The 23,090-nt window shown below is 52.1% G+C and carries 21 protein-coding genes; 5 read left to right on the top strand and 16 right to left on the bottom strand.

Features of this window, described 5'->3' with window-relative positions:
• Positions 1–50: 50 nt before the first annotated feature.
• A complete protein-coding gene (locus tag MKX98_RS04600; protein ID WP_339221668.1) occupies positions 51–284 on the bottom strand; it encodes a hypothetical protein in 234 nt (77 codons plus the stop codon).
• Between the two features lie 445 nt (positions 285–729).
• Positions 730–1,212, bottom strand: a complete 483-nt coding sequence (gene bcp, locus MKX98_RS04595) for a thioredoxin-dependent thiol peroxidase (protein ID WP_194540928.1) — start codon at positions 1,210–1,212, stop codon at positions 730–732.
• Between the two features lie 129 nt (positions 1,213–1,341).
• Between bcp and MKX98_RS04590 the strand changes: the two genes are divergently transcribed.
• The 5 genes from MKX98_RS04590 (at position 1,342) to MKX98_RS04570 (ending at position 6,729) form a co-directional block, all read left to right on the top strand.
• The gene (locus MKX98_RS04590) at positions 1,342–2,430 is read left to right on the top strand and encodes an LCP family protein (RefSeq protein WP_194540927.1); all 1,089 of its coding nucleotides are present in this window, start codon (positions 1,342–1,344) and stop codon (positions 2,428–2,430) included.
• A gap of 79 nt (positions 2,431–2,509) precedes the next feature.
• On the top strand, positions 2,510–3,826 hold the full coding sequence (locus MKX98_RS04585) for a glutamate-1-semialdehyde 2,1-aminomutase (protein WP_339221664.1): 1,317 nt from the start codon (positions 2,510–2,512) through the stop codon (positions 3,824–3,826).
• A gap of 185 nt (positions 3,827–4,011) precedes the next feature.
• Positions 4,012–4,884 (top strand): aminoglycoside 6-adenylyltransferase, encoded by an 873-nt coding sequence (locus MKX98_RS04580; RefSeq protein WP_339221662.1) that lies wholly within the window; start codon positions 4,012–4,014, stop codon positions 4,882–4,884.
• Between the two features lie 308 nt (positions 4,885–5,192).
• On the top strand, positions 5,193–5,792 hold the full coding sequence (locus MKX98_RS04575) for a sigma-70 family RNA polymerase sigma factor (protein WP_194540924.1): 600 nt from the start codon (positions 5,193–5,195) through the stop codon (positions 5,790–5,792).
• On the top strand, positions 5,743–6,729 hold the full coding sequence (locus MKX98_RS04570; RefSeq protein ID WP_339221658.1) for a DUF4367 domain-containing protein: 987 nt from the start codon (positions 5,743–5,745) through the stop codon (positions 6,727–6,729). Before MKX98_RS04575 ends, MKX98_RS04570 begins: the two co-directional genes overlap by 50 nt.
• Before the next feature lie 248 nt (positions 6,730–6,977).
• Here MKX98_RS04570 and MKX98_RS04565 read toward each other — a convergent pair whose 3' ends face one another.
• The 14 genes from MKX98_RS04565 to MKX98_RS04500 all read right to left on the bottom strand — a co-directional run bounded on the left by MKX98_RS04565 (position 6,978) and on the right by MKX98_RS04500 (position 22,937).
• A complete protein-coding gene (locus MKX98_RS04565; protein WP_071220861.1) occupies positions 6,978–8,426 on the bottom strand; it encodes an extracellular solute-binding protein in 1,449 nt (482 codons plus the stop codon).
• A gap of 130 nt (positions 8,427–8,556) precedes the next feature.
• Positions 8,557–9,423, bottom strand: coding sequence for a carbohydrate ABC transporter permease (locus tag MKX98_RS04560; protein WP_194540921.1), 867 nt, complete (start codon positions 9,421–9,423; stop codon positions 8,557–8,559).
• A gap of 1 nt (position 9,424) precedes the next feature.
• Complete coding sequence (locus MKX98_RS04555) at positions 9,425–10,360, bottom strand: sugar ABC transporter permease (RefSeq protein ID WP_339221655.1); 936 nt, start codon at positions 10,358–10,360, stop codon at positions 9,425–9,427.
• A gap of 96 nt (positions 10,361–10,456) precedes the next feature.
• The gene (locus MKX98_RS04550) at positions 10,457–11,776 is read right to left on the bottom strand and encodes a response regulator (RefSeq protein ID WP_339221653.1); all 1,320 of its coding nucleotides are present in this window, start codon (positions 11,774–11,776) and stop codon (positions 10,457–10,459) included.
• The gene (locus MKX98_RS04545; protein ID WP_194545048.1) at positions 11,776–13,608 is read right to left on the bottom strand and encodes a sensor histidine kinase; all 1,833 of its coding nucleotides are present in this window, start codon (positions 13,606–13,608) and stop codon (positions 11,776–11,778) included. Before MKX98_RS04545 ends, MKX98_RS04550 begins: the two co-directional genes overlap by 1 nt.
• Positions 13,609–13,911: 303 nt before the next feature.
• Positions 13,912–15,777, bottom strand: coding sequence for an SLC13 family permease (locus tag MKX98_RS04540; protein WP_339221651.1), 1,866 nt, complete (start codon positions 15,775–15,777; stop codon positions 13,912–13,914).
• A 266-nt stretch (positions 15,778–16,043) separates the two neighbouring features.
• A complete protein-coding gene (locus tag MKX98_RS04535; protein WP_194540917.1) occupies positions 16,044–17,306 on the bottom strand; it encodes a GDSL-type esterase/lipase family protein in 1,263 nt (420 codons plus the stop codon).
• Between the two features lie 74 nt (positions 17,307–17,380).
• Positions 17,381–17,716 carry a hypothetical protein gene (locus tag MKX98_RS04530; RefSeq protein ID WP_339221648.1) on the bottom strand — a complete coding sequence of 112 codons (336 nt, stop codon included), beginning with the start codon at positions 17,714–17,716 and terminating at the stop codon, positions 17,381–17,383.
• A gap of 185 nt (positions 17,717–17,901) precedes the next feature.
• A complete protein-coding gene (locus MKX98_RS04525; RefSeq protein WP_220686560.1) occupies positions 17,902–18,168 on the bottom strand; it encodes a hypothetical protein in 267 nt (88 codons plus the stop codon).
• Between the two features lie 64 nt (positions 18,169–18,232).
• Positions 18,233–19,105 (bottom strand): inositol monophosphatase family protein, encoded by an 873-nt coding sequence (locus MKX98_RS04520; protein ID WP_194540915.1) that lies wholly within the window; start codon positions 19,103–19,105, stop codon positions 18,233–18,235.
• Positions 19,106–19,360: 255 nt separating this feature from the next.
• Positions 19,361–20,362, bottom strand: a complete 1,002-nt coding sequence (gene uvsE / locus MKX98_RS04515; protein WP_339221645.1) for a UV DNA damage repair endonuclease UvsE — start codon at positions 20,360–20,362, stop codon at positions 19,361–19,363.
• Positions 20,359–20,676 (bottom strand): hypothetical protein, encoded by a 318-nt coding sequence (locus MKX98_RS04510; protein WP_006208215.1) that lies wholly within the window; start codon positions 20,674–20,676, stop codon positions 20,359–20,361. Before MKX98_RS04510 ends, uvsE begins: the two co-directional genes overlap by 4 nt.
• A 98-nt stretch (positions 20,677–20,774) precedes the next feature.
• On the bottom strand, positions 20,775–21,869 hold the full coding sequence (locus MKX98_RS04505) for a D-alanine--D-alanine ligase (RefSeq protein ID WP_071220871.1): 1,095 nt from the start codon (positions 21,867–21,869) through the stop codon (positions 20,775–20,777).
• A gap of 45 nt (positions 21,870–21,914) precedes the next feature.
• Positions 21,915–22,937, bottom strand: a complete 1,023-nt coding sequence (locus MKX98_RS04500) for an amidase domain-containing protein (RefSeq protein WP_194540912.1) — start codon at positions 22,935–22,937, stop codon at positions 21,915–21,917.
• Positions 22,938–23,090: the final 153 nt, after the last annotated feature.

The raw sequence follows: 23,090 nt of genomic DNA, 5'->3' as shown, positions 1-23,090 counted from the left end.
CTGATAGATTATATGGAGGGCGTTTCAAAAAAAGACTAGGATTTGATATTTTACAACCGGAAGGGATGATAGAACATCCGGGCAAACAAGAAAATGGTACGTTCGTGCGAGTCTTCTCCGTTTCTTCCGGCAATGTCGTATCCGCCCTCCTTGAGAGCAACGGAACCTTCTTGGGGCAATGCCGTGAACGCGCTAAAAGCCCTTGTGACTGGGCCCTGGAATCGACGGGACCAGGCGAATGACGGCAACAGGCGAATGACGGCAACAGGGCATGGTACTCCCAAACAGCTTGATTCTCCTGGATTAGCGGTATTTGATGATATTCGAGGACTGTGGTTCCGCTATTCCTTTGTTTTCTGCCCTTTAATGGAGGTATGAGGACATGAGATCCGCTATTGCAAGATATTGCGGGCTAAATTCGTGATTTTGGGTGTATTAACGGATCCTCTGTCCGGATGGCCTACCAAATGGATCGGTTATCGGTAAATAGCGGATCGAGTGTCCAAATGGGCTCAAAAACAGCTCGTTTTTACAGCATACAGCGGATCCTATGTCTGCCGGCCCGAAACAGCTCGTTTTCGGTAAACAGCCAAACGCGGGCGAGCCGCTGCGAGAGCCGGTGGCCCCCTACTCTCCCTTCGCCGACCTATACCTCTGGTCTTATTTATTTTAAAAAAAGGTCCCTTATCATGCCTGTTCAGGCATGCTGAGGGACCGTTCTTCATATAGCTATGACAGCACGGCTGCGAGAACCGCTTCGACATGACCTTTTACTTTCACTTTCCGCCACTCGGCGGCCAGCTTTCCCTGCTCATCAATTAGGAAGGTCGAGCGTACAATACCCATATACTCGCGGCCGAACATCTTCTTCATCTGCCACACGTCAAACATTTCGCTTACCTTATGCTCCTCATCAGACAAGAGCAAGTAGGGCAGGCTATGCTTATCGATGAATTTGGCATGGGATTTCAGAGGATCCGGGCTAATCCCGATCACGACTGCCCCTGCCTGCTCCAAGCTTCCATAATGGTCCCGGAAGCTGCAAGCCTCTTCCGTGCAGGTTGGGGTCATATTTTTCGGATAGAAGAACAGCACGACTTTACGTCCACGAAAATCGCTTAAAGCTACCTTCTCCCCGTTCGAAGCCGGAAGTGAAAAATCCGGCACCAGGCTTCCAACTGTCAACTGCGTTTGATCTGCGATAAGTCTCAACTCCTAAAATACGGACTTTAGTCCCGAAAATTGATTGTCTTTTCGAAAAAAATTATAATAGAATGAATGTCGAATGTTCAAATGTTCTATCGAATTCATTCATCAGCGTAATCCGAAAGGAAGAACACAATGACCAAAAAAACAAAGAAGACGATTATATGGAGTGTCAGCCTCATCCTTGCCGCTATTATTGGTTATGGCATTTATTATGCGGCATCGTTCTACGACGGCTTGCAAAGTCTTCAGAAATCAGGTGAATCCTCCCCTTTTCGTGAAATCGAAAAGGTAGATGCCAAAGTTCCGGCACCACCCGAGTGGGAAGGAACGGAGACGGTTAACATTCTGCTGATGGGCGTGGATGCGCGCGGTTTTGAGGAAGGCGAAATTCCTCGATCCGACAGTATGCTTGTTGCCTCGATTGATCCCGTGAAGAAGAAAATGCACTTATTCTCTATTTTGCGCGATACTTACGTAGAAATACCCGGATATGACCGAAACCGAATCAATACGGCCATTACACACGGCCCGAATACGGCCATGAAGGCTGTTGGCGATCTGCTGGGCATTCCGGTTCAATACTACGTCTATACGGATTTCCAGGGTTTCATGAAGCTGGTTGATTCCGTCGGCGGAGTTGATTTCTATGTTGAGAAGGACATGAATTATTCCAGTAAAGCAGACAAAAACGAATACGACATCGAACTGAAGCAAGGCATGCAGCATCTGGATGGCAATGCGGCGCTGCAATATGTCCGGTTCCGCTATGATGCGATGGGCGACTTTACCCGCACCGAGCGTCAGCGCGAGCTCTTGAAAGCCGTAGCCAAGAAAATGCAGACCACCACTTCCATCATGAAGCTTCCGGACATTCTGAAGTCCGTCAGCCCGTATATCGATACCAATCTCGATGTTGAGGATATGTGGAAGCTTGCGAACGTTGCCTACAAGAGTAAAATGAGCGGCAGCGAACAGGTGCCTCCGATGAAGCTCCTGAAGGAAGAACATATCGGCGGGGCAGCCGTTCTAACGGTCGGCAATTCGGATACGCTGAAACAGTATATCCAGGACATCTTAAATCCGCCTACGCCTGATCCTGAGACAGAAGGCAGCCAAGGTACGGACAGCAATTCTGAAACCACTGGTTCTGAGAATGACGATTCTGAGAATGGTCATTCGGATAGCTCTACTGTTCCATCTGCAACAACGGATCGTAACTAATACACTTACAGCAAGCAGGACAGGAGCTATGTCATTTTAGCTGCCTGTCCTGCTTCATGAAGAAAGGAAGTTAATGATAATGACAACATCAAGAAACCGTTCAGAAACTCTATATCAAGAAGCGCTGCAGCATATCGTAGGCGGCGTAAACAGCCCCTCCCGTTCGTTCAAAGCCGTAGGCGGCGGTGCCCCCGTTTTCATGAAACGCGCGAATGGAGCTCACTTCTGGGACGAGGACGGCAATCGCTACATCGATTATTTGGCAGCCTATGGCCCGATCATAACCGGACATGCCCATCCGCATATTACGGCCGCAATCACGGCAGCTGCTCACAACGGCACCCTCTACGGGACGCCTACGGAGCTTGAGATCACCTTGGCCAAAATGCTGAAGGCTGCCATCCCGTCCATGGACAAGGTGCGTTTCGTCAATTCCGGCACCGAGGCGGTCATGACCACGATCCGGGTGGCCCGCGCCTACACCAAGCGCAACAAAATCATCAAGTTCGCCGGCTGCTACCATGGCCATTCCGATCTTGTCCTCGTGGCAGCAGGCTCCGGTCCTTCCACGCTCGGCATTCCGGACAGCGCCGGGATCCCGGCCAGCATTGCGACGGAAGTCATTACCGTTCCGTTCAACGATCTGGATGGCTTGCGGGCCGCCCTCGACGCATGGGGCGATGATGTGGCCGCCGTTATGGTAGAGCCGATCGTTGGCAACTTCGGGATGGTCATGCCGAAACCGGGATTCCTCGAAGGCCTATGCCAGATGACGCACGATAACGGCTCATTGGTCATCTATGACGAAGTAATCAGCGCTTTCCGCTTCCACTACGGATCTACCCAAACTTATGCGGGTTTGGACAATCACGAGGCGATTCAGCCGGATCTTACGGCGCTTGGCAAAATCATCGGCGGCGGTCTGCCTATCGGCGCCTATGGCGGCCGTAAACACGTGATGGAACAGGTCGCACCGCTCGGTCCTGCTTATCAGGCAGGAACCATGGCGGGTAATCCAGCCTCCATCGCCGCCGGAATCGCTTGCTTGGAGGTTCTGCAGGGTGAAGGCGTATATGAAGAAATGGAGCGCTTGACCATCAAGCTGACGGAAGGCTTGCAGGCATCCGCCGACCGCCACGGCATTCCGCTCACAATCAACCGCATCCGGGGCTCCTTCTCCACTCACTTCTGCGATCACCCGGTCACGAATTATGACGAAGCGCAGGACACCGACGGCGAAGCGTTCGCCGCTTTCTTCCGCCATATGCTGGACCGCGGCGTGAACCTGGCTCCTTCCAAGTACGAGGCCTGGTTCATGACCACAGCCCATACGGATGCCGACATTGAGGCTACGCTTGAGGCTGCGGAGGAATCTTTTAAGGCCATGAAGAATTAATATAGATAGTTAATATAGATAAATGCATAACCCGCGAAAGGAGATCTCCTCATGAAAAAGCGGCTGAACAAGTTATAACATGCTCCACGTCCCTGCCGTGCTTCCACGGTCCGAATTCGTGGACCTCCTGACCTGCCCGATTCAAATCGTGAGCAATCTAAATATGAATGCGGAGGCTGGATAACATGAGAAGCGAGCAAGAAATGATGGATTTGGTATTGGGCTACGCAGCCCGCGACGAACGGGTTCGGGCCGTTACCCTGGAAGGCTCCCGAACGAATCCCAACGTGCCTAAGGATATATTTCAGGATTACGATATCAGCTTTCATGTTACGGACATGGAGAGCTTTATTCAGGACCCGGATTGGATCGACGTCTTCGGTGAACGGATTATTCTGCAGACGCCCGAAGACATGGCCCTGTTCCCTCCGGATCTTGGAGGCTGGTTCTCGTACCTGATGTTGTTTACCGACGGCAACCGGATTGACATGACCCTGATTCCCATCGAGGAGAAGGAAAAATACTGCAAGGAGGACAAACTGATCCAAATCCTAATGGATAAAGATCAGGCGTTCCCGGCGATTCCGGCTCCGTCTGACGAGGATTTTTGGGTAAAGCGTCCGTCCGCAGCCTTTTTCGAGGATTGCTGCAATGAGTTCTGGTGGGTATCCACGTATGTAGCCAAGGGCTTGTGGCGGAAAGAAATACTGTATGCCCAAGACCACTTCCACAACATCATGCGGCCGATGCTGATGAAAATGCTGGAGTGGCAGGTGGGCGCCCAGTCCGATTTCTCGCTCAGCGTGGGCAAGAACGGCAAGTACTTGAAAAACTACCTGTCTGCGGACAGCTGGAACGAGCTGATGTCCACCTACCCTCGCGGAACCTACGAAGAAGTGTGGGAGGCGTTGTTTACGATGGGAGCGCTGTTCCGCAGAACCGCGCTGGATGTCGCTGAGCAGCTGGGCTTTGAATATGATATGGGGCAGGATCAGCGCGTAACGGGCTTCCTGCAGCATGTCCGGCAGCTGCCGGCGGATGCGAGCGAGATCTATTAAGATATGCGGGACGTTGCGGTACCCTTGATTCAAATTATCGAATCAGGCAGTCGTGCTCGAGGAGGGCTGACCACTGGTCCAAGTCAACTCCCGATCGTAAGGATATGAAACAACAAAGAGAGATGCCGCTCCGGCGTCTCTCTTTGTTGTGCTGCAGACTTCTCCAAAATCCCATCCGGGGACAGCCGCTCCTTTACTTCAACCCGATCTTGGCGACTGCGCTCTCCTGCAAACAAAATTTATTGAATCCATTTGTCACATTTGTGCTTTGCCCAAACGTAATACAAATTGTAAAGGGGTGAAACCACTTGGATGAACCAGCATTCCATCAGATCGTTGCTGATGTTTTGAAGGGAGAGATCGACAAATATGAGCTGATCATGAACCGTTGCAATAAAGCCATCTTCAACTATTGCTATCACATGCTTGGCGACTATGCCGAAGCCGAAGATTGCACCCAGGAAGCTTTTCTGAAAGCTTACCGCAATCTATCTAAATTCGAACCGGACAAGCCCTTCGAAGCCTGGCTGTACAGCATCGCCTGCAACCAGTGCATCGACTACCTCCGCAAGCGAAAGCTATCCCGATTCCTCCCCTTTCTGTATCAGAAGGATCAGGATAACCGGCATGTCGATCAGGTCATCGAGCACAAATACTACAATCCATCCGTGCTCCGGGCGCTGGCCAGGCTGACCGCCGAGGAACGAAGCCTGCTCATCCTGCGCTGTGTCGAGGACAAGAGCTATCAAGAGATCAGCCTGATTTTGAAACACAACACGACCTATCTCAGGAAAAAATATGAGCGGGCCGCAGCCAAGTTCCGCAAACATTACGCCATGGCAGAGGGGGAAGAAACGAATGAGCAAGGACAACGATCAGGACCTGAAACCACTCTTTCAAAGGGTTGAACCGCCGGGGACGGCCCTCCAGGAACACGTCATGAACCAAATTCGGGAAAAACAACTTAAAAAGGAGCGATTTTTTGTGAAATACAAAGTTAGCATTCTCTTAATGGCCGGCATGCTGCTTACCGCATCGACCGGATTTGCCGCCGTACAGTACCATTCCTTAACCAACAGCAAAGGGGAAGTTCTCTATGAGGAGAAATCGGACGATCAGGCGCCTTCACCAAAAAACTATTCAAAAAAGGAACTGAACCGCATACATCTCATGAACACCATCTGGGACGAACAGATCAAGCCGGGCGAAGCCGCCATCATTTATGTTGTACCGGATAATCCAAAGCATGTCATCGACATCAAATCCACTCCGCATGCCGTCAAGGATTTCGCCAAGCTGCAAAGCATGGTGAACGTGCCCGGTTTGCCGCTGGCCAAGGAACTGTCCGGTTCGGGCACATATACGTTCAAAAACGCCAGCGTGCACATGGAACGCGAGACTGATGTGACCCCGCTGACCGAGCAGGAAAAAGCCGACATCGCCAAAAAGCTGCTTGAAAAAGCCAAAGCCTCCGGGAAGGACTACGCCCTGATGCCGGTGAAGTTCACCGATCAATTCTGGCTTTCGACGGTATATTATGCCAGCGGCAATAAAAAAGTCTCCCTTACCATTCTGAATAACGGGGACCACGGGAGCGTGACCTCCTACTGGGACGAGAGCACGGGCATGACCAGCCGGAAAATCGAGATCAACGGGCAGGACGTGCTGCAAAAAACGTGGAGCGGCGGAAACTCGGAGCAGCTGGCGCAGCTGGACTGGGTCTATGAAGAACCAACCACCGGACATCACTACATGCTTTCGCTCAACTCTACCACGGGTGACATCGCTGCCGAAGAGCTGATCCGCATTGCCAAAACAATCATTCCGAAGACGGATTCCAAGTAAGCAGCGTGATGTCACTTGGCTTAGGGCTGTCATAATAGCAATCATTATACCAATATAAAAAAAGTCGCCTGTGGCAGTTTCGGGATCCGGACACGAATCAGGCGACCGTGTTTAAGAAGGGCTGACCTTTCGCCCGGCTTGAGCAACTATTTCCAAGGATATGAGAAAGCAAAGAGAGACGCCGCCCCGGCGTCTCTCTTTACTGTGCTGCAGAATTCTCCCCAATCCCATTCGGGGCAGCCGCTCCCTTACTTCTGTTCGATCTTATCGAAGAAGTTCTCCTGAACCAGCTTGGCTGTTTCATCCAGCTGTTTCTTGGAATCCGTGCCTTCCTTCGAGAACGACTCCTGTACAACGTTGGACATCGCCGCATAATAATCCTGCGTGCCGAATTGCGCTTCCGGTTTGCCTTCCAACAGGCTGAAGAGCTGCGGATCATATTTGTAGACGTTGTCGTACTTATCGTAGATGGCTTTTACCTTCGCGGCATACTCGGAATCATCGCTGAAATATTCCAGCGGCGTCGGTACAAAGTATTTGCCTTCGGCTTTGCGGGCATTAATCGTATCTTCCACCGATTTCAGCGCATCATCCGTAAAATAATCAAACGTGATGTAACGGAAAGCCATTTCCTGCTCTTCCTTCGTGGCATTCGGGTTGATGACCAGATAATTGCCGCCCAAAATGCCGTGATGCGCTCCGCCTTTCTCCATGGCAGGCATCGGATATGCCAGCACATCCTCAGGCTTCATGCCGCCCTCGTTCAATGCCGGCTGGATCACGTCAAATGCGCCTGCAATGACCATCGCCGTACGTCCCTGCTGGAACGAGCTGACGGCATCGCCCCAACCGAGAGCCCAGTCCTGCGGAATGGCATTCGCTTCCCATCTCAGCTTTTTATAGAAATCCAGCGCCTTCACGCCGGCTTCCGAGTTAAACACGGCCTTCACTTTGCCACCCTCGTTCACTTCGATATCCCCGCCGGCTTCGAACAGGAAGTTGGTCCAGTTCCAGCCCGCTTCATTACCTTTGCCCATCGGCGCGATGCCGGATATGCCGGCCTTCGGATCTGCGGCCCCTTTCGCCGTGTTGTACATGTCGTCCCACGTCCAATCCATCGGCGGAACCGGTACGCCCTTCGCATCCAGCAGCTTCTTGTTCACGATCGTTGACGTGATATACCCGTTCTGCGTAACGCCATACACCTTGCCGTCCACGATGAATTGATCCTGGAGCACGGGATTCATGTCGTCCTTGTATTCCCACTCGTTCCAGAACTCCGTGATGTCGGCCACCCAGCCCCGCTCTACGAGCAGCTGTGCTTCCGTAGCCCAAGTGTTATAAAATGTCGGCGCTTCGTTCGAAGCCATCTTGACCCCAATTTCGTTGACGCTGTACTGCCAGTCGTCCTTCACGATGGTCACGTTCGGATATTTCGCCTGGAAACGGGCGATTTTATCATCCTCCTGCTGACGCAGCGTTGTATCATCCGGCAGCGGATAGTGGATCTTGATCGTTATCTTTTGATCCGCGATATCCTGTTTCGGTTCATCCGTCTGCGTTGCAGTCGTTCCGCCCGAATTGGCAGTCCCTCCGTCTTTATTGCCGGCCTCCGGCGCTGCTTTGCCTCCGCCGCAAGCGGCGAGCAAGGAGCTGAACAGCATAAGGCAGATCAGTAATGCTGAGAACTTGCGCATAGATACTCCCCTTTTCCTGATTGAATTGATAATGTTCTTTCTTATCTCCATCATAAAATTGAAACTCGGAAAGGACGATGTGCATTCATATGACGATCATGTGCAGGGCTACGATGGTGTACACGCTGCCCTACCCTTTAACAGCTGAGAGACTGACGCTGCGCATAATGAATTTCTGGAACACCAGAAACACGAAGATCGGCGGCACCATAACCATGAACAGGATCGCGAATTTTATGCTACTGTCCAGGCTCCTTGCGTTGATGACATACTTGTAGATGGCCGTGGCCAGCGTGTACTTGTCCTGCGTCTGCATGACCAACGACGGCCAGAACCAGTCATTCCATGCCGTGGAGAAGATAAAAATCGCCAGCGTTGCAAAAATCGGGACAGACAGCGGTACGGCAATTCGCAGGAAGCTGCTCAACTCCGAAGCGCCATCGATGCGTGCCGCCTCGAAGATCTCCGGATGAATGCCATCGAAGAAGTTTTTGATCAGCAGGAAGAAATACGCATTCGCTCCCGCCGGCAGCCAGAAGGCCCAATAGGAATTCAGCAGCCCCAGCTCCTTCAAATTGACGAAGTTCGGAATCATGTAACTCGACGCCGGAATAAACAAGGTCATGAGAATGAAAAAATAGATGACGCGGTGATAGGGAACCCGGATACGGGAAATGCTGAATGCCGCCAAGCCTAGTACCAGAATCGTTACCAGCAGGTTGCCGCCAAAAATAAGCAGCGTATTCTTCAGAAACATCGGCAGATCGATGTATTCCCACCCCTTCGGGAAGTTATCCCAATGCCATTCCGACGGGAAAAATCGCGGCGGAAACGTATTGATCTCCTGATTGCTCTTCAGCCCGTTAAACATCGTCATGCCGATCGGATACAGCATCGTAAAGATCATCACCGCAATGCACAGCACCATCAATCCGTATATCGCCTTGTTCCACGGTTTTCTCAGATCCGAAGCGGACAGTATGCCTCTCTCTTTCATCCTAGTACTCCTCCCTGTTCATCTTGAATTGCAGGATGCCCAGCAAACTCAGCACCAGGAACATCAAGATGCCCATCGCGGTTCCTGCCCCGTAATCCAGCTGGTTGAACGCGTATTTTACGGTTAGAAGCGCGTAGGTGAGCGTGGCCTTGTTCGGTCCGCCGTCCAGCATCGCAAGCTGCGACTGGTACGCCTGCGAAGTGCCGATCAGCTGCAGGATCAGCATGAGCATAATCAAATTGCGCATCGAGGGGAGCGTAATGTATTTAATCCGGGCCCATACGCCCGCACCGTCGATCTCGGCGGCTTCATACCAATCCTTCGGTATGCTGAGCACGCCGGCCAGATAGATCAGCATCGCCGAGCCGAATTGCTGCCATGTCTCCATCACAACCAGCGACACCATGGAGAAACGGCTATCCGAAATAAAGGATACCGGTTCTGCCCCAAAGAAGCCGAACAGGGCGTTGATCGGACCTACCGGGTCATACATCCACCTCCACATGCCGTAAAGCACGACGCCGGGTACGACAAACGGCAGATACGCCGCAATCCGGGCGAAGCCCTGAAACAGCTTCAGCTCCGAGATGGCGATAGAGGCCGCGATGGGCACCCAGAAGCCGATGACCAGCGTTAACAGCATGAAATACAATGTATTTCGAACGGAAACCAGCAGATCGGGATTGCTGAGAACCTTGGCATAATTATCAAACCCGACGAAGGTGTTTCCTTTTACGAAATCGATATGAAAAAAGCTGTAAAAGACCCCTTTCAAGATCGGCACCCACAAAAAGACGATAAAGATCGCAATGGCTGGAACGAGGAACATATACCCCCATATGTACTTCTTCCACAGCGGCTTGCGCTTGTGCTCCTGTCGGGTGCGATGACCGGGCTCTATCCGAGCCTGGCCTTGCGGCATGACCGTTTCTTCCATCTGACTCCCTCATTCCTTAATTAAATGTCCAGCTTTAATTTTAAAAAGACAGGGAGTCTTCGAACATGTCTAAAACTATGTGAAGTATAGCCGTTCTTACTTCTTTAGCTCGCTGGGGCTGACGCCATAGTATTTTTTGAAGATTTTGCTGAAATGCTCCGGAGATTCATAGCCGACTCGCTCCGCGATTTCGTAGCGGCGGAGATCCGTGCTCAGGATCAGGGACCTGCTCTCCTCCATCCGCAGCTTCACGACATACTCCCACAGGCTGCTGCCTGTATATTTTTTGAACAGATAACTCAAATAGTTCGGGCTCACGTGATTGTTCTTGGCTATCTCGTGAATCGTCAATCCCTTCTGGCGGTAATGCTCCTCGATATATTGCCTTGTATTCTCCACGATCCGATTGCCCTGGCTCGAGAGCACCTCATACGACGTCTCCTGGGCATAGTTGTGCCAATTGAAATCCCCGTAATAAAACACGTGGAAGTCCTGCAGCTGCTCGCTCCACAGCATCGCTTTGTCCGCCTGACGGCTGAGCACACTCAAAAATTCGGGCCCCCTCAATATTTGGCTGATCCCAACGGTACAGCTTCGTTTCAGGTACAGCTCCACATGGTGGTGCAGACTCCGGCCGATCATCTCCAGATGCTGGATCTTGCCGCCCGCATTCTCCTCCATCTCCTGCTCGCTCCATTGGAGGATGATGTTGATGTCCCGCTCCGGGGAATAGAATACGAAGGCGTGCGGCTCCTGCTCCAGCAGCTCCTTGGCGATATTCAGCGCGGCATATTGAATCAGGCTTATATCTTGCCTTGAAAAAGCAGCGCTGCTGTCTTCCCTTAAGCCCAGCTTCATCTTGATAACGGCAAAATAAGGACCGATCAAGCCCAGCTCCGATTCGTCTAGGCCGGCCAGTTGCGGCTGATCCCGCTCCGTGGAGAGCCGCTGATTCAGCCGCTCTATTCGTTCGGACGGAGTCTCCTCCATCCGAAAATGCTCGTTATCGGCCATGAGAAATGGCTCTATCTGAGGCGCCGGTCGATCCATCTTGAGCAGAACGCTGCGAACCGAATCCAGAAACTGCTCGCTGTTCAGCGGTTTGATCAAATAATCCTTGGCTCCGAGCTGGAGCGCCCGCTGCGCATATTGAAATGTTTCATGGGCTGAAATAATGATCGTCTGAACCCACGGCTTCACGATCTTGGCCTGCTGCATCAGCTCGATGCCGTTCATCTCGCCCATCTGGATATCGGTGACCAGCAGATCTATATCCCCCATCCTTATGTAATCCAGTGCTTCCTGCCCGCTGTAGGCCGTAGCAATCCCATCGATGGCCAGGCCCGAGGACGTTAACAGCCCGGCCAAGCCCTTGCAGATCAAAGGCTCGTCATCTACCACCAAAATGTTATACATCAGGAAACCTCCTGTCCGGTTGCGATAATGGTTGTTTCATCTATTCGGGGAATCGTGATCGTCACGCGGGTTCCCCCTTCTTCTCTTGGTTTATATTGCAGACCGCAGCCGCTTCCAAAATGCAGCTGGAGCCGCTCCTGGATATTGCGGATGCCGTAGCCCAGCGAAGGGTCCGGCGCTTCATCATGGAGCAGCCTGTGGATGGACTCGTAGTTTACGGGGCGGAAGCCGTTATCTTCAATGACGATCCGGCATTGTCCCTCTTCTATATGGCCTGAAATCCGGATGATTCCGTCCTCGCCCATATTTTTAATGCCATGAATGATCGCGTTCTCCAGCAGCGGCTGCAGCGTAATCTTCGGCACTTGGTTCACCAGCAAGGACTCGGGCACTTCCCAGTGGACGGTAAACTGATAATCGTAACGGTTCAGCTGCAGATTGATATAAGCCCCCGCATGCTCAAGCTCTTCCCCAAGCGTGATGAGATCCCGCCCACGGCTGAGACTGATCTTCATCAATTTGGACAAATCCTTGATCATCTCGGCGGACTCGGTATTGCCCTCCATCGTGCTCTTCCAATAGATGCTTTCCAAGGTGTTATACAGCAAATGGGGGTTAATCTGCTGATACAGCAGCTGCAGCTGCGCTTCCTTCTGCTTCAGATCCATACGGTATTTGTAGTGGATCAGATCATTCAATCGGCGGGCCATGTCATAGATCGTGGAGATGAGGACACTGACTTCATCTTTTCTGCGCCTGTAGGGGGTTTCCGGCACGACGTTCCCCGGTTCATACCTTCTCACAAAATGCGCCAGCTTCTGGAGCGGCGTCATCAGCGACTGCCAGAAATAAAAAACGATAATGAGACCCACGGCAAAGTAAGCGATGGAGATGACCTGGATAACACGTTTCATCTCGCTTTGCTGGGCGAGCAGCGTTTTGACAGGCACCTTGTAGACCAGCTTCTGATTGAGCACGTAGTTATAGTCAATAACATAGATAAAATCCGACGTAATCACGTCCATGATGCCGATCGTGGATTGACCCGGATCCGCTTCAGGGGGCAATTCCAGCCTCCCTGCCATGCCTTGTACCGACGAAGTCAGGATATGGTCGTTCCCATCCGTAAAATACAGCTCCCCATCCGGAATCGAAACCGTCGATAACGACTCGCCGATCCGGGCGTCTAAATTCGTGACCACCAGAACGCCGATGGTTCCGCCCTTATAAATATTGTTCACGGCCCTTACATAGCTTAAGGTCTCTTGATCCTGGCGCCCTTGTACCGGCGGCGACAGATTCGCTATGCGCTTGAGATACCCGTTCCCTTTCATCGCCACGGCTTCATCGAACCATGCCGGCTTCTCCTTCTCGTCGGAGAAAAAATATACCCCCGCTTTTCGGCGGTCAGGGTAATAGGGAGCAAAGAAATAGCTGTTGTTCGGGTCATACACATAGAGCGAGTAATAAACCGGCTCGCGTTCATCCGTCTCTTGGGAGAAGGACAGCAGCATCTTTTCCAGCCGCTCGTAGTTTTTGACGCGCGCGAGAACGGTGTCCTCGGCAAAGGGATCCAGCTGCTGGATCTGCGAATTTTGAATGACCGTGGAGGTCACTTTGTTAACGGTTTCAATATCACGGTTAATCAGCTTAAAGTTCTGCTTGTTCAGTTCGATATAAGCATTGGTCACATGGCGCTTCAGGATTTGACCGGCCATGGAATTCCCGTAGGCGTTCAGCGCAAACAACGGAATGACCAGCACCAGGAACAGCAGAATCATCTGCTGCTTGATATTCATTCGGCCCAGTGGATTTTTCAAGCGGTTCTTCATCGGCCCTTGCACCTCCGGCTTTCTCAAGCATAGCAACAATCCAGCGGCATCAGCGTAGTCATTTCTACGGAAATGATGCGTATTTTTACGATCAGGCAGAAAGTCCTAAGTGGATGTATTAGCCTTACGACAGGCGATTTCCTGCAAAAGCGGCGGGCGTGTCTGGCGGGAGTCGATCGATCGAGGAGTAAGGGGGTACTGATCGGACAAGGCTTCACGACATGCTGCCCCCAAAATGGAATAACACCCGCATGCGCAATCCTCATCGGATGGAACATGCGGGTGTTATGTGCCGGTTCTCCTTTAGAACGGAAAGAACAGCGGCAGTACCGCCATCATGACCAGGCCGATCACCAGTTGAAGCGGCAATCCGACCTTCACATAATGGCTGAATTTATAACGGCCAGCCGACATAACGAGCGCGTTCGGCGGCGTGGAGAACGGTGAGGCAAAGCACATACTCGCTCCAATGGAGACGGCGAACAGAAACGGATACGGACTGGCTCCCATCTGGATCGCAGCCGATAACGCAATCGGCGCGAATAATACGGCGCAAGCCGTATTGCTGATGAACATCGTTAACAGCGAGGTGGTGAAGTACACTCCTGCCAGCAGGGCAAGCGAACCATAGCTTCCCAGTGAATGGACCAGCATATCCGAGATCAGCGTGGCGGCTCCCGTTTTCTCGATGGCAATGGACATCGGAATCATGCCGCCAATGAGTACGATGCTCTCCCAGTTGACCGTCTTGTAGGCCTCCTCCATGTTACGCACGCATCCGAACACCACCATCAACACCGCGGCAATCATCACGGAGGCCACCGCCGGAATCCATTCGGTCACCAGCAGGATCACCATCAAGAGCATAATCCCGGCCGCAATCGGCGCTTTGTGGTCCATCGTCACTTTGCGCGACTCTTCCACGGGCTGCCCCACCACCACGACATCCGTTTGCTCGGCCGCCAGAAGGGCTATATCCTTCCATGTTCCCTGAACGAGCAGCGCGTCGCCAAAGCGCATTTTCTCTTCCTTTAGATGATGCAGAAGATACTGTTCTTTTCGCTGAATCCCCAATATGTTCACCCGATATTTCTCGCGGAAACCCGAGTGCTTGACGAGCCGGCCAATCAGGCGAGAGGACGGAGTCAGCATCACCTCGGCAATGCCGACGTCACTCGTGGCGTACTGCGACTCCTCCGTACGCTTTCGATGCTCGGGTACACGCTGGTCCAGCATGACAAGTCCATACGTCTCCGCAAACTCCGAGGCCCTCTCGAACGGGCCGTTCACATACAGAATATCGTCTTCCTCAATCACGGTCTCGGGACCGGCGATTTCCTGGTTGATCGTTTTGAAGAATTGATTCTTGGCCGACATTTTACGGCGGATTTCAATGACGTTCACTTCGAACTTCGCCGGAATGTCCAGCTCCCGCAATGTTTTGGATCGAATGGAGGAATCGGCGCTAACCTGAATCCGATACAGGTTCTGGGTCAGCCGATACTGTTTGGCCAGCTCTCGAAGCGAGCGCCCGCCCTGTTTACCTGCACCCCCTTCTTCATTGCTGGGAAGAAAACGGCGAAGGAACAATATCGCGAGGATCCCCGTTGCCAAACAGACAAGTCCGATCGGCAAAAAAGCAAAGAACGACAGCCGTTCGTATCCTGCGTTGATCAGCGTCTCCTGAATCACGAGATTCGGCGGTGTGCCGATTAACGTGAGCATGCCCCCCAAGCTGCTGGCAAAAGCAAGGGGCATCAGCAGCCGCCCCGGACTAATCTCGGCGCTGAACGCCAGACTGACAACAATGGGCAGCATGACCGCTACCGTGCCGGTATTGCTGACGAATCCGCCAATGAGCGACGTTACCAGCATGATCATAATTAAGAGCCGGGTCTCGCTTCCCCCTCCAAGCTTCAGCAGCTTTCCGCTTGCCATCTTGGCTAATCCGGTATGAAAAATCCCCCCGCCCACAACAAACAAACCGATCATCATGATGACAACCGAATTGGAAAAGCCCGAAAGGGCTTCAGCCGGACTTAAAATGTCCGTTAGCATAAGTACCATCAACACGCCGATCGCGACCAAATCCGACCGCACTTTTCCCGACATGAACAATGCGGATGCCACGGCCAAAACAGACAACGTAACGATCATCGGTCCATTCATTCCTTGATCCCCCTATCATGCCCTATCTATGTTTCTTCCAAGATTCGACATTCCATAAGCCTTCCCCTGCCCATTTCACGGATCTGCCACTTTCCATATGTCATTGAAATGGGTTAAAAATCTGATCTGATATCAAACCGATGAAAGGAAATGATGTCGTATTGTACCATCTGCCTGGAGTTACTTATGTTAAAAACATCACAAAAACGCTAATGACAAAAAAAGCTGCATCGGCTCCTTCCAGCCGATGCAGCTTGCTTATGGGATTACAAATTAATGAATGCGGTACGCAATTTGGTGCTGTATTGAACGTCAAAACCAAGACCGGATGCAATCACCGCGAGCGGGACGTAGGTTTTATCCTCTTTTCCTACTTTTTGCAGGAAAGCCGGCGTATCGATCGGTACAGCCGTTCCGTTAACTTGAACGGTTTTGGCACCGATCTTCACTACCACCGTCTGATCTCCAAACGTAATCGTTGCACTGGACGTTTTATTTTCCCATGTGGTCGTCGCCCCCACTGCATCTACGATATCCTGTATCGCTACGTAATTCAGATTATCGCGAAGAATCGGCTTATACGGCGTGTTCAGCTCCTGCCCCTTCACGATGATGCGCATCGGCTGCCCCTGTTCTTGAACAGCGGGATTCTTGTAGCTGCCCCAGATCGTCTCTGCGAACACACCGGCCATCGTCTCATATCCATATTGGTTCGGATGAATATCGTCTTTCAGGATATGGGTCATCGTCAGCTCGGAGCCCACGAACTTCTTCGCCACATGGGCTACCTTAATATTCACGCCCTGAGTGGCAAAACTGTCAGCTACGCCTTCCACCAGCTTCGTAAACTCTCCGGATGCTGCAAGCAGTTTAGCATATGCGATCTCGTCAGCGACTTTGGGCACTGGATTATACTGGTCCGCCACCACAATTGCGGCATCCGGATTGATGGCGCGCAAGTTGGTAATGACGGATGAGACATTATCGGTATAGATCTTGAACAGTTCCTGCATCTTTGTTTTCAACTGTTCATCGCTTAATGTTTCCACGGTACTGACCAGACTCATCATGTCATTGCCGCCGATCGTAATGGTTATCAGATCCGCACCCGCGATAATCGGCTTGGCTTTCGCTGCGTCAGCGCCAATCTGCTTCGTGCGTGGATCGATGCCGCTTAGCCCAGGCTGCAGCTCTTCCGCCGTAATTGCGCGTTCATCCAAGACGGCCTTGACGTAATGGTTCAGCCCATCGGTTTTCAATCCGCCGATCCCCAGATTCGTTACCTCGGTCCGGCCGTGGAACAAACCTTGCTCATACAGCCGGTCAACAAAACCGTAAGGCTTGCTGTTCAGATCCATTCCCGGCTCATACCCGACAGTCAACGAGTCCCCCAGCGCTACAATATGATATGTATCCTTGGCTGTAACCTCATCGGCATAAGCCGGCGCAACGCTCGGTCCAACCAGTGCCACCGCGAGCGTCAAGGTGCCGGTTACTGCCGCCAGCCCCTTCTTCCATTGTTTGAACATGCCTTCACTCCCTCAACGTCAATATCTTAGTACAGCCTTATTTTACCACCAGCAACCTATGAATGGTACTGAACTCAACCAGGACGATAAGGTTTCCTGAGAAGATAAGCGAATAAATAGCCAAGAGATGTAGCTCCAAACCAAGCAAATATCCCAGGCGTGGCTGCCAGATACAGGCTTGGCAATATCGACCATCCAAAAGCAACCAGCAGCAGCAACCGGTAGGAATAAAGCACCCCGAGCATCGCCAAGCTGGCTGGAAAAAACAGCATAACGAACGTAGTTAAGGCTGGTTTCCAGCTGGTCTCATCGGAATAAGGGTTGAAAAAGATAAGGATGCACCATAGCAGCATGGAGGCTGCCTCGGATGCGCCTCCCAGAACATGACATATTTGAATCCGAACTCGCATGATCTCCCCCCTATGTGGTCAAGGTCAACCATAGTCACACCAACTTGAGCCAGCCTAGAACAGTGTGATCTTGGCCAGCCATCATAAAAAAATGGACAGCACGCTCTATGCTGTCCATTCCTGGTTCGGGTCTTTAACAAATGGAGATGTCCCGCTTCGTAAACAACCCATCCCTTAAAGCGCTATCAAGCTTCTTCACCTGAATCCTCAGGCTTATCCTTCTTAACTGCCTTATCCATATACTTGTCATAGCGATCATCCACTTCCTTCGCCATGCTGCGGTACTTCTGCGTCTCTTCCACAATAGGATCAAGCTGCGTCTGAATCCGGATCTCGTATTTCGGAGAGAGAAGCCTGCGCTCCTCCTTCTCCCGATCCTCCTTCTGCATTTCACCGTCCGTCAACATCTCGCTGAGCTGGCGCTCCAAATCCTGATCCGACTTCTCATTCATCGTAAGCACACTCCTTTATCAAGCGGTTGTAAGTGACCTGCATTTCTCTGTCGTCCCTGGCCGTTTAGCGAACCAAAGCTTCGCCGGCGTCTTTTAGTGTATCCAGAAAACGCTGATGAATCAGCCCGTTGGTTGCCGCCAAATGACGCACCGACAGATCATATGGCTTTCCTTCCGTATCGGTTACTTTACCGCCGGATTCCTGAACCAATAGTGCGCCTGCAGCAACATCCCAAGCGCTCAAGCCGTGCTCCCAGTATCCGCTGAGGCGGCCGGCAGCCACATAAGCAAGATGAAGCGCAGCGGAGCCGCCTGCTCTTACATTGCGGACCATCGGCAGCAGCGCCTGCAGCTCCGCCATATTCAGCGGCAGGTTGACCGTGCTGTCCAGCGGGAAGCCCGTGGCCAGCAAGCTGTCCGACAATTGATCTTCCTTGGAAACATAGGTAGGGTTGCCGTGAACGTAGGCTCCTTTTCCTTTTTCCGCAACAAACAACTCGTCCCGGGAAGGGTCGTAAATAACGCCGACAATGACTTCTCCATGATGAGCCAGTGCAATCGACACGGAGTAAAACGGAAATCCATGAACATAGTTCGTCGTTCCGTCCACAGGGTCAATAATCCAGAGATACTCTTCGTCCTTGGCGTCCTCGAGTGCCTTATTGTAGGCATCGCTACCCGGGGCAACCCCTTCTTCTCCGAGGATCGCATGATCCGGAAAGTGCGTCAAAATCAGCTTGCGGATCATCTGCTCCGCGCCTTTGTCCACCTCGGTTACGATATCCTGTGCCGAAGACTTGGTGCTCAACTGCTTGACGGTACCGAGTTTGCTCTTAATCCACTCTCCCGCTTTGGCGGCGCAATTAATCGCAACGGCGGTGTAGCTCTTACTGCTGACAACATAAGGAATCTTTTCATTCTCGTTCAAAGCATTCACTCTACTTTCTATATAAATCTAGTGATTTTTGACAATCCCTACATCCTATTCAGTCATGGCGGTAATCGAAAGGGCAACCATGCGAAAATTCCGCCTATTTCAATAAAAGTCCGTCCTATGCTGTGCACCTGAATGCTTGGCGAGAACGAACTTTTTTATCCGATGTCATGTGTTAAGGGGAATCTCTGTTTGGATACTTCCAACGTAACCCAAAATCCATCAACTTGCAAGTGTTAACAATCTCATCTTACCCGGTTATGGGTTTACTTCGATGGAAGCACCGTCGAGAATGGTTACGCCCTCTTCCGTATAATCTCCCAAATCCTTCATCAGATCAAACAAGGCGCCGTCCTTCATCTTCGCTTCAATCATGACGTCTACCTTCGACGTAGCCCCCGCAATATTCCGTAAAAACGCCAGCAATGGCACGACATCCACCCCATCCGCATGGCTGCGGATATCGGTAGGGCTCTTGGGACTGGATACGTGAATCTTGGGCGGGAGCGGCTGCGCCCGGTCCGAATCGGCCTGCGCAAGCGGCGTCTCCCAGGTGCGAAGGATATCCGGCCACAGCTCCCAGGGTGCCTCGCCATCGTTATTGACCCACTGGTGATGAATGTCCAGTACCATCGGCAGCCCGGTCTGCTTGCATACGGCCAACGTTTCCTGGGCGGTAAAGGTTTTATCGTCATTTTCAAGGGTCAATCGTTCCTTGATGTGCGGCGCAAGCTCATGAAAATGTTCAACGAATCGCGCCGCTGCCGAGGGCTTGTCCCCATAAGCTCCCCCGATGTGGATGTTGTTCTTCATCGAAGCAGGCAGCTCCATCGCCCGCAGCATATGGACGTGCGACTCCAGATCACGGATCGAATTGGCCAGCACTTCGGGACGCGGCGTGCTCAGCACCGTGAAATGATCCGGATGAAAGGAGACCCGCATTCCGTGCTTTTTCACGAATTCCCCAATGGCCTGAAAGCCTTCCCGCAAAGCCGGGAACGGATTCCAATCCTGCATATCATGATGCGTGGCCAGCGGAATCAGTTTGGACGAGAAGCGGTACACCTTGATATCGTGAGCCGCATTATGCTTTAGAAGCCGAAGGGTATTATGTAGATTCTCATTCGCGATCCGCTCCAGTTTGTGTAAGCCGGCCTCACGGTCATTCAGCTTCATAAAACTCTTCATGGTCATCGTCTTGGAAGGAGAAGCATTCTGCACGACCGTGGACATGGCTACATAACCGAAACGGACAATCATGCATGATCTCCAAAGAACATTTCGTGAGCCAGCGCTGTTTGTACGCGTGCTTCCTCATCCGTCAATTTGCGGATCAGCTGCAGTTCGACCGAAGTGACCTCGCGGCCCTGGAAGTTAATCTCCGATACGCATGCAGTGATCAGGACGATGGCCACCGCCTGATTATCCGGCGTATAAGCAATAACCTTCTGTCCTGTCGGAAATACCCGGAGCCCGTCCTTCAGCATTTTACCGCGGCCGTATTCCAGCAGCTCATAGAGCTCCTGCTCACTCTTAAACTTACAAACGGAATTGAATTCGGTTTGAAATCCCATAATACGTATCTTCCTTTCATCCCATAATATTAGACTCAAGGGGAGCCGTATTAAATAGCGCGGACTCCCCCTGGTGTTTCATATCCTATTGTGACGGCTTACGCCTGGTTCTCATAAATCAGGGATTGCTTGCGGTTGTACCGCTCAAGACCCAGCTCGATCATCCGGTCAAGCAGCTCGCGGTAGGACACGCCCGTTTCCCGCCACAAGAGCGGGTACATGCTGAACGGCGTAAAGCCAGGCATCGTGTTCACTTCATTGATCAGAATCGCGCCGTCCGAACGGCGGACAAAGAAGTCGGCCCGAGTAATGCCGCCGCCTTCAATCGCTTTGAACGCGGTAATGGCGAGGTCGCGCAGACGATCAGCCGTATCCGGCTCGATTTCGGCCGGAATTTGCATCTGTGATTGTCCATCCGTATATTTGGCCGCATAGTCGTAGTATTCACTGGAAGAGACAATTTCACCCGGAACGGATGCCATCGGCTCATCATTGCCGAGCACGCTGACCTCCACTTCGCGCGCATCCACGAACTCTTCTACGATGATCTTGTCATCGAACCGGAGCGCGGATTCAATCGCCGCCTTAAGCTGCTCCCGGTTCTTAGCCTTGGATATCCCGACGCTTGAACCCAGGTTGGCCGGCTTGACGAAGCTCGGGTAACCGAGTTTATCCTCGATATCCTTCAGCACTTCATGCTGGCTCCGCTCCCACTGGGTACGATTGAAATAACAGTACTCACATTGCGGCAGCCCTGCTTGTGCGAAGAGCTTCTTCATCACGACTTTGTCCATCCCCGCTGCCGACGCAAGCACACCGGTTCCCACATAAGGAATGTCCGCCATTTCGAACAGTCCCTGAATCGTTCCGTCCTCACCGAACGTCCCGTGAAGCAGCGGGAACATAATATCCACCGCCTGACTCTCTTGGCCATACAATCTGCTGAACACGGCGTTCAGCGCGGTTTGCGTGCCTTCCCCTTCAGCCAGCTTCAATTCCTCCAGCTGGGCAAAAGGAGCCGACAGCTTGCTGCCGATTCTCCAGCTGCCCTGCTTGGAAATATAAAACGGAACAATCTCATATTTATCAAAATCAAAAGCGTTCATGACCGCGAATGCCGTGGATAGCGACACCTCATGCTCGCCGGATTTACCCCCGTATACTAAACCTACCGTCAATTTATCCTGTCCCATGTTAACCTCTCTCTTGTCCGTATTGCAGCACGACATGCTGTCATCTTAAAAATAATCGGGGATATGGTAAAACCGGTATTCGGTGTTATCATTCCAAGCGTAGGAATCCCGGTAGTCCCAATAGCGATGACGGCTGGACACCGTATGTGCATTAACGAGCGGCATACCGCCCGCGTCAAACGCCGTCACGATGGTGCTGTGCTGAAACGCGCCGTCACCATCCCAGTCGTATACGATGACATCCCCCAGCATCAGCTGCTCGGGACGCTCCACCCGCTCGGCCCGCAGCCCCGAGGCACTGGCGTTCAAATAATGCGCAAAGCTGTTCGATACCGCCCAGCTGTAGCTCCACCATTCCCGTTGGTTTACGTACCCCTTGTACCACCATCCCGTTTCTCTTTTACCAGTATAGTGGATTGGGGCTTTGCCTGCAAAGAGGCACTGGGAGATATAATTCGTGCAATCCACGTCAAATTCCTCAAACTCCGGATTCCCGGAATCCCACCAACGGTCGGCATATGCAGCTGCGGCTTCACGCTCGTAACGGCCGGACCGCGGGCTGCTGCCGGCGGCGTATACGCGTCCGTTCATAAAGGGAGTCGACGGCTCTCTACCAGCCACATCCGCGCCTGCTGCCGGAACATCGGCTCTTTGCAGGGGATGGCGTTCATCCTGCAGACGTTCGATGCCTACGATCAACCAGGCATCCCCGTCCCGGATCAGCGTCAGCCGCTCTTTAAAAACCGTATCCTCCCGGTGCGTCATCCCTCTTTTTTCATAATAAAATACGCTGTGAAGCCGCACGTCCGCGACCACATCATCCTCCGTCTCCCTCAGAATGCGCAGGAGGCGGGCACGAGTCTCGCTCTTAAGCGGCATTGCCTCCCGCTGCGCATACCACGACTGCAGCCGAAACTGCCTTTCTCCTCTCTCTACCAGGAAATTCAGATCCGCTACAATCTGCTCTTTCAGGCCTGAAGAATAGTCCACGCGATTTTGGTTATATTGATTGACGTAAATATATAGAGCTTGCTTCCAAGGCTTCTCTGCTTGCTTCAGACTGTTCATCTACTCTCCTCCTCTAACCTTGCCTTTCACGCTGTTCCCTATCACAACTATATGAAGAAAATGTTCGGGCTATGTACTTCGGTCAAGAGAATACAGAAACACCGGGATCACAGCGACTGTATTCGGGTAAAAAACAGGCTTGTTTTCACCTTT

Origin of the sequence: Paenibacillus sp. FSL W7-1332, assembly GCF_037969785.1 — a bacterium.
In the GTDB taxonomy this organism is placed as follows: domain Bacteria; phylum Bacillota; class Bacilli; order Paenibacillales; family Paenibacillaceae; genus Paenibacillus_AQ.
Note: the sequence above shows the minus strand (reverse complement) of the source record. Positions and strands in the feature narration are given on the sequence as shown.